Raw genomic sequence first — 14,457 nt, 5'->3', positions numbered from 1 at the left:
AATCGTGCCGGATGTGCTCGACAGGTCACCGATGAGAAGTTGAAGTTCCTGCCTTCTCACCGGGGAACCATGCGGCCGTTATCGATTTAAAGCGGATTTAGCTTGCCGTTGAGGTCCATCGACCACTTCGAGCCATCGCCGAATGTGAGGACGCCGTTCATCGCGTCGATATGCGTCGGTTTGCCGACGGGCTCTTTCGTTGTTCCTCCGACAATACGAGCCATGTCGGAAGAGGTCATTTCTTCGTTGCGATGCAACTCGTCGATCTTCAGTTCTTTCATGACGTGCTCCTTGAGAAAGATTATTTGGTTGAGCACGTTGATGAGTGCTCGGCTAGTCATAGCGCACAGGACGTGCCAGTTTCGCTTTTGCACCGCCAAGCCGCTGATAACAAAGGAGATGCCGGCGATTAACCGCATACGGCGAAGGTGCCGGGTGGTGCGGCTAATCCAACAGTCATAGGCTTGGGTGTCGGTTGAACGACAACAGGCTTTACGCGGAGGAGGATCCACGTCGAACAGGGCGCGAATGATCGAATCCACGCTTCGAAGCAGATCGCTCAGCGCTGCGCTTACTGCCTCTACGCCGATCTCTGTTTTTGCCGGAGCGGCGTCAATCGAAGGGCGAGCCCGCTTTCCGCAGGTTCGCCCATCCAGAATTGCCGTTAATGCATCGGCATGGTCTGCATTGCCGGCGGGTTGTCATTGAGCGCATTCTTTTGGGCTGCGTGCATGGCGGCGACTTTTCTTTCCGCTTCCTGAATGTCGGCGGGATAGTCGTTGTCGTCGCCTCGGGACGGGTCATATCCAGCGGCTTCCAGTTCCTCGAGTTCATGGCGCACTTCGGCGCGCGTGACCTGGTGCGTGCCGGGCATGGCAGACGTTTGCGCATAGACCCCGGTCGAACTCACCAGAAGGGCGGCGCTCACGACGAATGCGCCAGACAGGGCCCGCGCGGCGAGCCGGTTCAGCGAGATCAGTTTCATGTCAATACTCCTCAATGTGCGAGCGCAATGTTCGAACTCGACGTGAGCCGGCATCAGCACGCTCTGAACCGGTAAACCGTCGGAATGGATTTCTTATTCCGGGTGACGTGTTTAAAAGGAGAGCGGGAATAACCACGTGAAATGCGGCGTCTTACAGTCGTGAAGACACGAATTGGGGGTGCTCAAATGGACATCATCGACATGGCCCGTCAGTCAGGAATGGCGGTTATTCTCGACGGCCGGATAGGCCGGGAGGAATACCACAGCGTTTGCGGTTCACTGTCGGCACTTCAGAAATTTGCCGACGCTATTCGCCATACGGCGGTGAACCGTAGAACGGACGACAACCGGCAGGAACGGTCTGCGCGTGGGGCCTGACATGTTTCGAACACGTAACCCCGCTGGGACGACACCGTGCCCGGCTGACTATCCGCGAGCCGCCCGACGCGAGACGATATCGGTGCTGCGTCGGCCGCCGGGTTTGTCCGTGCTCAATGTCAGGGAGTCGACCGTGCATACGTTACTGCGCCGTTTTCAGCTCGTGTCCGGCGTGGTTTTGCTGATCTACCTCTTTCTGCATCTGGTCAATCACGCGCTGGGGATCTGGTCGCTGGATCTTGCCGGGCGCGGTCTCGTGCTGGCACTGCGGTTGTGGCGCAGCGTGCCTGGTACCGTGCTTCTGTATGGCGCGGCGTTGCTACATTTTTCGCTGGCGCTGCGAACCATCTATGGGCGCCGCTACTGGACGCTTCCGCTCACTGAATGGGTTCGACTCTGGGCGGGACTGAGTCTGCCTCTGCTGCTCATCCGGCATGCCGTGTCGACCCGTCTTGCGTCATCGCTCTATGGTTTTGAACCGAACTATGAACGCATTCTGATATCGCTCATCACTAGCGGCACGCAAGGCTTGCAGCTCGCATTGCTCGCGCCGGGCTGGTTGCACGGTTGTCTCGGACTGTGGCTGCGCATGCGTCATCATGCTATGGCGCGCCGCGCGAAGCCCGTTCTGGTTGCGCTGCTCGTTCTGTTGCCGCTGTTGTCCGCCGCGGGCTTTATACGAATGAAGCAGGCGGTCATGGCGATCAGTGCCGGGCCGTTGCAGCCCGATTCGAAACTGATCGCACATCAGGGCGCGCTCGATGCATGGCGCCACTACATTCTGCTGCTGTATCTGTCGCTGCTGATAGGCGCGTTCATCGCCGGTCAGCTACGCAACTGGCAGGAGCGTAGGCGACTTGCAAAGACAGCGATTAACGTCTGATTGCCGGGCATCGTGAAAGGCCGCTGCCGCTACGACCATGCCGACGGTCTCAGGTGCGCGCGCGTTGGCGGCAGCGAGTTCTGCTGCGATCCGTCACAGTGGCAGGCCCGCGGTGCTCGCCCTGACGGCAGCCGTAGGCAACTCGAAGCAGAAAGTCGTGCCCGCTCCCCCGGTGTCGACCAGACGTATCTGGCTATGGTGCAGTTGCAGCATGCGCTGGACGATCAGCAACCCGAGCCCGCCGCCACGATGCGCGCCGCCGGCGCTGAATGGCCGTTCGAACAACCCCTCGCGCTGCTCGGCTGGAATGCCGGGCCCCGTGTCGCTGACCGTGACCGACACCTTGCCGTCCTTGTGCGCGAGATCGATTTCAATCGATCCTTGGGCGGGTGTGTGGCGAATCGCGTTATCGAGCAGGTTGGTCAGCACGCGTTCGATCATGCCGAGATCAGCGCAAACACTTGGCAGACGCGGCGGAATAACCGCTCGTAACTGAATGTGCCTCGCCTCGGCCGGCAACTCGAACTTCTGAAAGACGTCCTGCACCAGATCCGTTAGCGAGAATGGCTCGAGGGCCGGTTGCACGTTGCCGTGTTCGAGCCTGGCCAGCTCGAACAGTGCTTGCGCGAGCCGTCCCACCTTGACGCTTTGCGCGAGCGCGATCGCCAGATAGCGTTTGCGCTCCGTTTCGCCGAGCGTGTCGGACTTCAACGACAGTGTCTCGAGGTAGCCGTGCAGGGAAGTCAACGGTGTGCGCAGGTCGTGCGAAATATTGGCGATCAACTCGCGGCGCTGCTGGTCCTGCCGCGTCAGCGCGCGCCATTGTTCGCCGATGCGGTTCGCCATCTGCGCGAAGGTGGTTTCGAGCACCGCGATTTCGTCGCGCGGTCCCGCAGCCGAGGAGCGCGGCACGTTCGGCTGGGTGTCGGGCTCGCCCTCCGCGTCGAAGCGGCGCATGGCGTCGGTGAGCCGGCGCAGCGGCCGCGTGATGAGGCCGAATGCCGTCAAACCGGCGAGCAGTCCCAACAAGGCAACTAGCGCCATCGACCACAACGTGGTCCGCAACACGGAACTGGCCGCCACGCGTGCGGCCAGTGCGTCGTGTTCTTCGCCGAGCAGGACCACGTAGATATACCCGGACGGCGCCTGGCCGCTCAGTTGCAGCGGCGCGGCGCTGAACACTTTCCTGCCGTCGGTGCTGCGCGGGTCGTCGCCGAGAATCGGCAGCGCCTCCCCCGCGATGAATTGCCGTATCGGCTTCAGGTTTACCTGTTCACGCTTGACGTGTCCGACGGGCGCGTCGTCGCCTTTAATGCGCCCTTGATTGTCGAGCAGATACACCTCGACACTCGGATTCACCATCATCAGTTGCCCGAACAGTTGCCGGACCGCGTCGGGCCGCAAGCCGTTCGCGTCCATCAGCGTGGTGCGGTGCGCGATATGGTCGGCGAGATTGCGCGACAGGCTCTGTATGACCTCCTTTTCGTGCAGATCGCTTGAACGGATTTGCAGGAAGGCCGACGCGCCGCAGCATGCCAGCAACAGCACGGAGAAAACGAGCGAGAGCCGCTGGGTCAGCGTCAGATTCACGATGCGTCCTTCTGCGCGCCGACGGGCGCGGGTGTGTCGCCTGGCACGGCGAGCTTGTAGCCGCGACCCCAGACGGTCAGGATGCGCTCGGGTTGGGCCGGATCCGCCTCGATCTTCGCGCGCAGCCGGTTGATATGGGTATTGACAGTGTGCTCGTAGCCTTCGTGCTGATAACCCCACACTGCATTGAGCAGGTCCATGCGCGAAAACACTTTGCCGGGATGCTGCGCGAAGTAATACAGCAGGTCGAATTCACGCGGCGTGAGTTCGATCGGCTTGCCGTCGACGGCCGCTTCGCGCGTCAGCGGATCGATTGCGAGCCCGGCAATCCGCAGGCTGCCGCCTTCGATCCGCGCATCTTTCGCCAGGGCGTCGACGCGGCGCAGCAAGGCCTTGACGCGTGCGACCAGTTCGAGCACCGAGAACGGTTTGGCGAGATAGTCGTCAGCGCCCAGTTCGAGGCCGAGAATCCGGTGCACTTCGCTCGAACGTGCGCTCGTGATGATGATCGGCGTGTAGCGCGTCATTGCGCGGGCGCGCCGGCAGATTTCGAGGCCGTCGACGCCGGGCAGCATCAGATCGAGAATCAGCGCGTCCCAGCCGCCTTGTTCGAGCAGGCGCAGCCCTTCGTTGCCGTCGGCGCTGTGCACCACTTCATAGCGCTCGTCACGCAAATGAAGACTCAGCACGTTGGCGATGTCGACGTCGTCTTCGACGATCAGGATGCGCTTCGGATTGTCCATGGTGGGTTTCAGCGGCGGTTCAGGGCGCGGTTGAGCAGCAGGGCCGGGCACGGCCGCCGGGAAAGGCAGCCATTGCGCCATTGTGCAAAATTTCCGGCCTGCGAGTTATCACATTTAATTTAACTTTTCGTGAGGACTTCGACATCGGTGGCGCTCTAGCATGTGGGCACTTTCCGCAATACCAGGCCCTGAATGAACTGTACGCCGGCTGACGCCCGAGCCCGCGTGCCCACTGTAACCGTCTACACGAACGTTCGGAACTGACATGCTACTCATCGTTCTCGCCTATCTTGGCGGCGCCCTCACCATTCTCAGCCCATGCATTCTGCCTGTGCTGCCGTTTGTTTTCGCGCGCGCCGATCAGCCGTTCGTGCGCAGCGGCTTGCCCTTGCTCGCCGGCATGGCGCTCACGTTCGCGCTCGTCGCGACGCTTGCGGCGGTGGGCGGTGGCTGGGTCACGCAGGCCAACCAGTATGGCCGCTGGCTGGCTATCGCGCTGCTGGCGATCTTCGGGCTGACGTTGCTGTTCCCGCGCTTCGCCGATCATTTGATGCGGCCGCTCGTCAGCGCCGGCAATCGTCTGTCCGATTTCGCGCAGGCGGATGGCCACCAGGTCCGCGCGGGGTCGTCGTTTCTGCTCGGCATTGCCACCGGTCTGCTCTGGGCGCCGTGCGCCGGGCCGATTCTCGGCCTCGTGCTGACTGGCGCGGCACTGCGCGGCGCGAGCGTGGGTACTACGTTGCTGCTGGCGGCTTATGCGGCGGGCGCGGCGACGTCGCTGGCGGTGGCGCTCCTGATCGGCGGCAAGGTGTTCACGGCGATGAAACGGTCATTGGGCGCGGGCGAATGGGTCCGCCGCGGAATTGGTGCTGCGATGTTGTTCGGTGTTGCCGCGATCGCGCTCGGATTCGACACCGGCGTACTCGCTCGCGTTTCGACGGTCGCCACCGGCGGTCTCGAACAGAAGCTCGTCGACACGCTTTCACCCAACGCGGCGCCGGGCAAGTCGCCGGTTGCCGGGAATCCGGCGGAGGTCTCCGCCGGCGGCGCGATGAGGAGCGCCAACCCGGCGACGCAAGGCGGCGCGGTGGTCGAACCGGTCTCCGCCGCGATGTCGGGCGGGGCGATGATGCGCACCGCCGCCGCTTCTGCGCCGCTGCCGGTCGAGGGTGTGCTGCCTCCGCTGAACGGCGCGGTCCAATGGCTCAATTCGCCGCCGCTTACGCTGCAGGACTTGCGCGGCAAGGTCGTGCTGATCGATTTCTGGACATACTCGTGTATCAACTGCCTGCGTTCGCTGCCGTATGTCAAAGCGTGGGCGCAGAAGTACAAGGATCAGGGGCTCGTCGTGATCGGTGTGCATGCGCCGGAATTCGCCTTCGAGCGTAATATCGACAACGTGAAGAAGGCCACGCATGACCTGGGGGTCGACTACCCCGTTGCGATCGACAACAACTATGCGATCTGGCGCGCGCTGAATAATCAGTACTGGCCCGCGCACTATTTCGTCGATGCGAAAGGGCAGATTCGCTATCACCACTTCGGCGAAGGCGATTACGCGGAATCGGAAAAGGTGATCCAGCAACTGCTGGCCGAAGCGGGCCACGCGAATGCGTCGAATATCGCAATCGGTATTGCGAGCGCCGGCGCACAAGGCGTGCAAGCCGCTGCCGACAACGCCGATATGCAATCGCCGGAAACCTATGTCGGTTATCAGCGCGCGGAGAACTTCGCGTCGCCGGGCGGGGAGGTCGAGGACAAGGCGCACACATATGCAGCGCCGTCGCAACCAGCCGTGAATGACTGGGGGCTCGCCGGTTCATGGGACGTGGGTGCGGAGCAAGCCACGCTCGTCGCCGCGTCAGGACGCATCGTGTATCGCTTTCATGCGCGCGACCTTCATCTGGTGCTCGGGCCGGGTAAGGACGGCAAGCCAGTGCGGTTTCGTGTAAGTGTCGACGGTGCCGCGCCTCGCGCCTCGCACGGCACCGATGTCGCCGCCGACGGCAGCGGCATCGTGACCGGGCAACGTCTCTATCAACTGGTGCGGCAAACCGGCCAGGTCGAGGACCACACGTTCTCGATCGAGTTTCTCGATCCGGGTGTGCAGGCATTTGCCTTCACATTCGGTTAAGCCGACGCGAGCGGCCTGACTCAACTTCAAGCTGATCCAAAGGAATGACCATCATGCATACGATATCCACCCGCACCGCGTCGCCGCGGAAACGTTTCTCCGTCACTCGACTCGCAGGTCTCGTCGTGGTTGCTTTGAGCGTTGCGGCCGCGCAGCACGTCGCGCATTCGGCTGAAGCCGCCACGAAGATCCCGGCTCCCGTACAGGACGAGAAGGGCGTTGCAACGCATAGTGAAACGGCGGTGCTGGCGGGAGGCTGTTTCTGGGGCGTGCAAGGCGTGTTCGAACATGTGCGTGGCGTGAAACAGGTCGCGTCCGGTTATAGCGGAGGCGCGGCTTCCACCGCGCAATACGAAACCGTCAGCGACGGCGATACGGGACACGCGGAGTCGGTGCAGATCACCTACGATCCAACGCAGATCACGTATGGGCGATTGCTGCAGATATTCTTCTCGGTCGCGCACAATCCCACTGAGTTGAACTATCAGGGCCCTGACCACGGCACGCAATATCGCTCGGCGATTTTCCCCGTGAATGCCACGCAGCGCGGTATTGCGCAGTCGTATATCGCACAACTGAACAACGCTCATGTGTTTTCTGCGCCGGTCGTGACTCGTGTGGAGGACTTCAAAGGCTTCTATACGGCGGAAAGCTATCACCAGAACTTCCTCGCGCTGCATCCGAATCACCCATACATTGCCATTAACGATTTGCCGAAAGTGGCCGACCTGAAGCGCATGTTCCCGGATCTGTATCGCAACGATCCCGTGTTGCTAGCTACGGCGGCGCAATAACATGCGTGCAGTTGCATGCAGCGCCTGACGAGTAATCGTCTGGTTCTTGTGTCTTGAGGCTCGCGGCGGACGCGAGCCTTTTTGTATTATCAATATAAAAATTGCACAGGTGGAGCGCTGAGGCTGAACGGTGCCTTTAATCAACTGACGAATTAAAGATTTACGTTTTACGCATTGCTGCGAGGTGGAGTTTTTCCATTCGACCTCGTTTCGAAAATCTCTGCCCGGATCGTCTCGTGGTTTCTTGCTCTTATCACTTATCGCCCTCGAACCCCGGCACGTTACGCGGATGAAACGTTTATAATTCGTCTGCCAAAAAGTTCTGTAACTAATACCGGGCATGCGGTCGAGCACCGTTTTTCCTGTAACAGTTACGGTAGTGGTTGCCGCGCGTCGACGGACTGATTTTTGTACGCGAAGCGTGCTGGTGGAACGCTGCGCGCACTTCGATTTCGACAGCACGCTGTCGCTCGCCGACATTGAGGCGAAGGTGGCAGACCCGCACGGATCAATTGTTTTTTGGTTCCGAACCCGACTCGCAAGACGAGGACACACCTCGATCGCTGCCGAGACAACGGGTTCACGTCAATAATGGACAGTCAACGGTATACGAAAAGAAACTGGGTTGATTATTCGTCATCCTAAGGTTTTAAGTTGCGCGTGTTGGTACGAGTTTTGTTTGTCAACCATGAGGTGCGCCGGTCTGTCAGCGCGAGCCTCGGCAGATGTTCCAGTCGCTTCGGCGGCCTGCATGACCCCCTTGTGGCGTTTTCCCGGTCGGGTGACCGGCGTAGCGCTTTACGTCGCTCAGGAAAACGCTTGAGTTTTTCACGCAAGCGGTGCGTGCGGTTTGATTTTGGTGCGTGTCGCGTTCGATCCACTGTGTCGAAAATCCATGCGTAGTAGTGGGTAGCGGCTTATCGAGGGATTACTTCTCGACAGAATAGTAAGCATAACGTAATAAATAGAAGTTGGGCCGACTTTGGTTGCAATGTTGATCGCGCCGCTATTTGGCGCTGGTCAGCCTACGCGCACGGCGAGTAGGTCCGCCATCGAATAGCAGTACATCAAAGCTTTAGCTTCATCAGCAATGAACGCGGTCGGCGCGTTCTCAGGTTCACCTCTCTCTGTACTCAATAACGCCAAAGCGGACGACTGATCGATCTTGCTGAATCCTCGGGGAAAACCTGCTTTTAGCGAACTTACGGACAATGACGAGATACTTGAAACTATTGGGCGTTGCATCGGCATCAGTGTTGGCATCGTTTGCGGCGGAAAGCGCGCAGGCTCAGGCAAGCACCATCACGGTCTCGGGACAGCAATACAAGTTGTGCGCCCAGGAGAATGGCAACTGCTCTTTCCTCGGAACGGCCTCGGTGGTGTTTGGTGCGGTTCCGCCCAACGCGCCGTCGGTGATGTTGACCGCGCCGCATACGTTCAGCAATGGCGTCGGCTGCTATGTGGGCGCAGTGTCGCAGACCGACCCGGCCTATGGCTACGGCAAGTCATGCTGGATTAAGGCGGCCGCTGCAACACCGACGCCGACTCCCACGCCGACCCCGACGCCGACGCCGACCCCGACCCCGACCCCGACGCCTACCCCGGCCCCGACCCCGACGCCGACGGCCACCCCGACGCCGACTCCGACGCCGACGCCCACCCCGACGCCCACCCCGACGCCCACCCCGACGCCCACCCCGACGCCCACCCCGAGCAGTGCGACCATGTCGTGCAGCACGCCGACGCAAACGTCCGGCGGTACCGCGAACGGCGTGATCAGCGCCGATACGCCGACCACCGACGGCCTGCGCGTGTTCCAGAACAACGCATCGTTCAAGCTGGCAATTACGACGAACGCCCCGAGCGCGGACACCGTCGTCTGGTCCGTTGCGGATTCGACCGGCGCGATCAAGACGCAAGGAAGTTTTGCAGTCAAGGCAGGCGTGCAAACCAGTACGATTCCGTGTACGTCGACGTGGTCCGGCTATGCGGCGCTCACCGCGACCTTGCGTTCGAACGGTGGCACGTTGCCGCGAAGCGGTACCCGTCCGGTCGGCATCGCCACGTTCGGTGTGTTGCCGAATCTGAGCTCGGCACTGGGCACCGTGACGTACGCGCATCAGGATCAGCACCGCTTCGGCATGCAGGGCTTTAACGGCAACATCGCCGCGCTGCACGCGCTGGGTATCTCGTGGACGATCGACGACCGTCAGGTATCGGCAATGGAACCCAACGGTCCCAACACGTACACGCCGAACGTGAATGACCTCGATCCGTTCTACAAGGCCAATCCGGATCAGATGCGTATCGTGCGTCTCGATGGCCTGCCGGCATGGGATTCGAAGACCGGCCAGTTCAACGACAGCTACTATGCACCGTCGAACATGGCTGAGTTTCAGACCTACATGGGCAAGGTCGGCACCGACACCAGCCTGATCCGCGCTGCCAATTACCCGAATCAGCAGAAGAACTACTATCAGGTAACGTGGGAGCCGAGCCTCGGTTGGGCCGATAGTGACGCGAATTTCGTTGCCATGTACAAGGCCGCCTACCAGGGCATTCATTCGACCGACCCGAATGCGGTCGTGATGGGCACCGGCAATCCGTTCGCCTCGAATTGCGACACTTGCACAACCGGTTATCTGCAGAAGTTCGGCGCACTCGGCCTGTGGAATTACATCGATGCAGTCGCAACGCATGGCTACTGGAATGCGGGTACGTATCCGTCGCATCCGCCTGAATTGCAGGACTCGGATCCGGATCCGGCGAACCAGGCCAACGCGCTCGACAACCAGATGACGCAGCTGCGCTCGGTCATGCAGGCAGGCAAGCCGAACATGAAGCTCTTCTTCACGGAAGCCGGCGTGAGCTACGATCCGGGCCTCAACTACGGTCCCAACGTTCCTTCGCAGAACCAGCTGTTCGCGCATGCGGCGGTCGGCGTGCGGGCACACATCATCGTGCTGGGCGGCGGCGCGCAGGTCACGACGCTTTTCTACGGTCCTGACTACCCGGGCGAAGTGGGCTACGGCTCGTTCTTCGATCTGAATGACGCACAAGGCGCGTTCGGTGCGACGAACCTGTCGCCGAAGCCTGAAGCGATGGCCTTCGCGACGATGACGCGGGTTCTCGACGGCACGAACACGCTCGGCCGGATCAAGGGCGCACCGTCAGGTGTCTTTGCCTATGCGTTCCAGCAACTGGGGAACGGCAAGGTCGTGACGGCGGCGTGGACGCACAGCAACGCACAATGGCCGGCGAGCAACGGCGCGTATAGCCAGACCTATTCGACCAGCTATACGCTCCAGGTCGACAATGCCGGCACGTCGGGCAACGTGACGAAGATCGATGGTTACGGCAATGTCAGCACGGTCGCCTACACCAACGGTCAGGTCGCGCTGACGCTCACCGAGGTGCCGCAGTACATCGTGTCGAGCAACGCGACGGTTGCCAAGGCCAACTCGACTGTTCCGCTCGGGTACACGGGTCAGTAAATGACCCGATAAGCAGTCGGACAAGCAGTCCGACTAGCAGTCCAATAAGCGCGGAAAACGATCGACGCGCCGCTGATGTGAATGGCGGCGCGTCGATTGCGTTTTGGAACAAGAAAACCCTCACCCTGTGCAGCGCTGACGCATTCGCGGAAGCCGATCACACTCGCAGTACTCCATCCCACTACGCGAGCGGCGCTTACTGCTCCGCGTTCAGAACCTCGACACCCTTATCTGTAAAGAACGCAAGCCCGGCCCCGAGCATTGCGTACTGGCCTTTGATCACCGGCATATCGTGCGGAGCCGCGTCGCGTAACGCCGCAAGATACTTGGGCGTGAATATGCGATGCCAACTGGCGGCGAGCTGATTCGCCGAACCGATCATCTCGTGGTGTGCTGTGCCCCAATTCACCCTCAGCGGAAAGTGAACGAAACGCGCGGCCTGCTTCGGATCACCCTTCAGCGCGGCGAAATAGAAACCTTGAGCGCGCGCCTCGAATGCATGGTCCGATTCGTCGGTGATCATGCCGTACTGGCGACCCGCATTCGTGTTCGCGGATGACATACTTTCTAGGGCGAGCTTGACCGGCAGAGTCTTTCCGCCGCCAGTCCAGGTGCCGGCAAGGCCCACGCTATTGGGAAAATCAAGCGGCTGGCCGCCGTTCGAACCATTGCCCACAAAATGCAGCGTGAACGTGCCGTTCGCTTCCTGTAACGTCAGCGTGCCGCCGGATTGCTGACCGGTCAGCGCAATGTCCTTCAGGTAGCGGTAGTAGAAGTAATGTCCTTCGCCGAGATCTTTTCCATGCAGAGCGAGCGTCATGCCGACCTTCGCTTCGCCGACGGTGCCGGAATACGCAACCCGGGTCATGTCTACAGTCTGCGCGCAGGCGGAGTGATTGATGCTTATCGAAATCGTCAGTAGGGCGGCAAGCATTGCAATCGTGCGCTGCCTGCTCGGGCCATGAAGGCGCAATCGAAGTGTGTTCATGCAACGTCCTGTGAGCAGAAGTCGCGAGGCTAGCATGAACATGAAATGGCCTCGCTGATGGATCGCTTCAGTGTGAAGCACCGAATCTCCCGGTCGGCCAATACCGGCCGGAAGCCGGCACGCAGTATCAAAGCGGCTGCGCGACGTTCGCCATTGGCTCGCGGATGAACGCAAGCAGAGACTCGCCCGCCCATGTGCCGGCCATTAGTGCCGGCTCCGTTTGCAGCGCATGCCGAAACCTCGCCTGGGTGCGCGGATCATCGCCCGCGTAGCTCCTGAAGAGTTCGAGCCAGCGAAGCGCCAGTTCGCGTGCTTGCGATGACCGTGGCCCGACGCCCGCGTCGATCGCATCGCGCACCTCGGCTATGAGTTGCGGCCATTCCATTGCGCGCTTGCCGTTTCAGGCGCGGATTCTTGCGACCTGCCAAACCGGGGCATGGCATATTGGTGGCCGTGGTCACCAACAGGAGCTCACCATGCGAATCCAGACGTCTTTCCTCTTCGATCTCGACGGAACGCTGGTCGACAGCGTCTATCAGCATGTTCTGGCGTGGAAAGAAGCGCTCGACAGCGAAGGGATTCCTTTGTCGGTATGGCGGATTCACCGCAAGATCGGCATGAGCGGCGGCCTCTTCACCCATCAGCTTCTGCGGGAAACCCACGGCGAAATCAGTGCAGAACGGGTAGAGAGCCTGCGTCGTGCGCACGCCGCCGCCTATCAGCGACTGCGGGCGCAGGTGTGCCCGCTGCCGGGCGCGCGGGCGTTGCTCGACGCGCTCACGCAAGCCGGAACGCCGTGGGCCGTGGCGACCAGTGGCCGCATGGAGACGGCGGCGCTCAATCTGGAGGCGCTGGGTGTCGATCCCGCGAAGGCGGTGGTCGTTACGCGCGACGACGTCAAATATGCAAAACCGGATCCGGATCTGTTCATCGCCGCGGCTGAGCGGCTCGGCGTGCCGGTCGAAAACACGGTGGTGGTCGGGGACAGCATCTGGGACATGCTCGCGGCGCGGCGCTGCCGCGCTCTGGGCGTGGGCCTGTTGTCGGGCGGATACGGCACGGAGGAACTCGAACGCGCCGGTGCGCTGCGGGTGTACGACGACCCCGCCGATCTGCTGGAGCATCTGGACGAGGTCGCGTCGCGGCCGTAGCGGCCGGCTCCATCGCGCGGATTTTTCCGGTCACGCGTCGCCGCTGCCGTTGGTACTATATAGTTCAGGGGAATACGAAGTTTGCGGACCAGCATGAGAGAATCCGCCCTATGAGCGGGTAAGAGGCACGCCGGCGTGTTCCACATGCGAACACACGGAAAACCTGTAGCGGCAAAGTGCGGGGCGGGCGTGCAGGCAGTGGTCGAAGCGTCGGCCGCTCTCCAATCTGGGGGCGCCACGCCGCGACATGGCTTACGGACTCGCCTTGTCTTCCGGCGGCTGGCCTGCCGCGGCCATTCTCCGGAGGCGGCGCGACGAACCACGTGAAAATATGAACAACTTTATCCGACCACCTGTTCTGTACCCGTCAACGGTTGTTTTCGTGGATGACAACGACGGCTACCTGGACGCCCTGCGGCGTTTCTTTCCCGATATCACCACGAATCTGTTTTTTACGCGGCCTCAAACCGCGCTCGCCTTCATCCGTCAGCATGCCCGCGAAAATTCGCTGGAGTTTGCGCCGGCGTCGGCCTGTGTGAGCGAGACGGGTTTCGAGCGCTACGTGGAAAGCTCGGCGGAGCGGGACATTCTGGCGCGCGGCGCACGCTTTTCGGAAGTGGCGGCGGTGGTCGTGGATTTCGACATGCCGGGCATGAGCGGCGTCGAATTTCTCTCGGCCATCTCCAATCTGCGCTGCGCGAAAGTGCTGTTGACCGGTGTGGCGGACGAAACCGTCGCGGTCAAGGCCTTTAACGCCGGAATCGTCGATTTATACCTGAGAAAGACGGATATCGATTCCGCAAACCGGCTGGCCAACTTCCTGAAAGATGCAAAAAACAGGCATTGTTCAGAAGGCGGCTGGCTGGCGTTGGGCGATAGCGGCATGACGTACTGCGATCCGCGTACGCGCAAAGTCATCGACGAACTGGTGGCCGCGCATAACATCGTCGAATACTATTGGCGCCCGGAACAGGATGCCATTCTGATGTTCGACCGCGCCGGAAACCCGAGCGTTTTCGTTGCATGGGCCGAGAACGACTGGATCTCACAGGGCGAAATCGTGGCGGACGAGGACGGCCCGGCCGACCTGCTGAAACAGATGGCGGTGCGCGAGGTGATGCCGGTATTCTGGCCGAATCTGGCCTACCGTTCCGGCATGAACTTCAGGACGCTGACGCCGCAGCCCGTGCCGGGCTGGGGTGACGTGTTCTACTGCTGGTCCCCGATCGACGCAGCCGACGTGGGCATGAACCTCGTAACTTTCGCGCAATGGCGGAATGAGCGGAATCGCTAAATTCGGCCGACACGTTGAGCCAC

At 61.2% G+C, this 14,457-nt stretch carries 12 protein-coding genes and 1 pseudogene; 7 read left to right on the top strand and 6 right to left on the bottom strand.

Annotated elements, in window-relative coordinates:
* Nucleotides 1-86: 86 nt before the first annotated feature.
* Both P0D68_RS01770 and P0D68_RS01765 read right to left on the bottom strand, forming a co-directional pair.
* A complete protein-coding gene (locus P0D68_RS01770; protein ID WP_408299967.1) occupies nt 87-542 on the bottom strand; it encodes a hypothetical protein in 456 nt (151 codons plus the stop codon).
* A gap of 122 nt (nt 543-664) precedes the next feature.
* Nucleotides 665-985 (bottom strand): DUF4148 domain-containing protein, encoded by a 321-nt coding sequence (locus P0D68_RS01765; RefSeq protein ID WP_408299965.1) that lies wholly within the window; start codon nt 983-985, stop codon nt 665-667.
* Nucleotides 986-1,171: 186 nt separating this feature from the next.
* On the opposite strand from P0D68_RS01765, the gene P0D68_RS01760 reads away from it, so the two are divergent.
* Both P0D68_RS01760 and P0D68_RS01755 read left to right on the top strand, forming a co-directional pair.
* Complete coding sequence (locus P0D68_RS01760; protein ID WP_408299963.1) at nt 1,172-1,363, top strand: hypothetical protein; 192 nt, start codon at nt 1,172-1,174, stop codon at nt 1,361-1,363.
* Nucleotides 1,364-1,496: 133 nt separating this feature from the next.
* Entirely contained in the window at nt 1,497-2,246 is a 750-nt protein-coding gene (locus P0D68_RS01755; RefSeq protein WP_408300206.1) for a hypothetical protein, read from the top strand.
* Nucleotides 2,247-2,339: 93 nt separating this feature from the next.
* Here P0D68_RS01755 and P0D68_RS01750 read toward each other — a convergent pair whose 3' ends face one another.
* Entirely contained in the window at nt 2,340-3,836 is a 1,497-nt protein-coding gene (locus tag P0D68_RS01750; protein WP_408299961.1) for a HAMP domain-containing sensor histidine kinase, read from the bottom strand.
* Nucleotides 3,833-4,579, bottom strand: a complete 747-nt coding sequence (locus P0D68_RS01745; protein WP_408299959.1) for a response regulator transcription factor — start codon at nt 4,577-4,579, stop codon at nt 3,833-3,835. The genes P0D68_RS01750 and P0D68_RS01745 overlap by 4 nt, the downstream gene beginning before the upstream one ends.
* A 265-nt stretch (nt 4,580-4,844) precedes the next feature.
* Here P0D68_RS01745 and P0D68_RS01740 point away from each other — a divergent pair, with 265 nt between their 5' ends.
* The 3 genes from P0D68_RS01740 (at nt 4,845) to P0D68_RS01730 (ending at nt 11,001) form a co-directional block, all read left to right on the top strand.
* Nucleotides 4,845-6,713 (top strand): cytochrome c biogenesis protein DipZ, encoded by a 1,869-nt coding sequence (locus tag P0D68_RS01740; RefSeq protein ID WP_408299957.1) that lies wholly within the window; start codon nt 4,845-4,847, stop codon nt 6,711-6,713.
* A gap of 53 nt (nt 6,714-6,766) precedes the next feature.
* Nucleotides 6,767-7,507, top strand: a complete 741-nt coding sequence (gene msrA / locus P0D68_RS01735) for a peptide-methionine (S)-S-oxide reductase MsrA (protein WP_408299955.1) — start codon at nt 6,767-6,769, stop codon at nt 7,505-7,507.
* Between the two features lie 1,211 nt (nt 7,508-8,718).
* Nucleotides 8,719-11,001, top strand: coding sequence for a hypothetical protein (locus P0D68_RS01730; protein ID WP_408467978.1), 2,283 nt, complete (start codon nt 8,719-8,721; stop codon nt 10,999-11,001).
* Nucleotides 11,002-11,197: 196 nt separating this feature from the next.
* Here the strand turns inward: P0D68_RS01730 and P0D68_RS01725 are convergent, their stop codons facing one another.
* Nucleotides 11,198-11,989 carry a hypothetical protein gene (locus P0D68_RS01725; protein ID WP_408295880.1) on the bottom strand — a complete coding sequence of 264 codons (792 nt, stop codon included), beginning with the start codon at nt 11,987-11,989 and terminating at the stop codon, nt 11,198-11,200.
* A gap of 127 nt (nt 11,990-12,116) precedes the next feature.
* Nucleotides 12,117-12,386 (bottom strand): annotated as a pseudogene (locus tag P0D68_RS01720) (MerR family transcriptional regulator); the annotation flags it as partial.
* A 79-nt stretch (nt 12,387-12,465) separates the two neighbouring features.
* On the opposite strand from P0D68_RS01720, the gene P0D68_RS01715 reads away from it, so the two are divergent.
* A complete protein-coding gene (locus tag P0D68_RS01715; RefSeq protein WP_091807190.1) occupies nt 12,466-13,140 on the top strand; it encodes an HAD family hydrolase in 675 nt (224 codons plus the stop codon).
* Nucleotides 13,141-13,471: 331 nt separating this feature from the next.
* Nucleotides 13,472-14,434 (top strand): response regulator, encoded by a 963-nt coding sequence (locus tag P0D68_RS01710; protein ID WP_408182924.1) that lies wholly within the window; start codon nt 13,472-13,474, stop codon nt 14,432-14,434.
* Nucleotides 14,435-14,457 lie beyond the last annotated feature (23 nt).

Origin of the sequence: Paraburkholderia sp. RL17-380-BIE-A, assembly GCF_046028085.1 — a bacterium.
Classification (GTDB): Bacteria; Pseudomonadota; Gammaproteobacteria; order Burkholderiales; family Burkholderiaceae; genus Paraburkholderia.
Note: the sequence above shows the minus strand (reverse complement) of the source record. Positions and strands in the feature narration are given on the sequence as shown.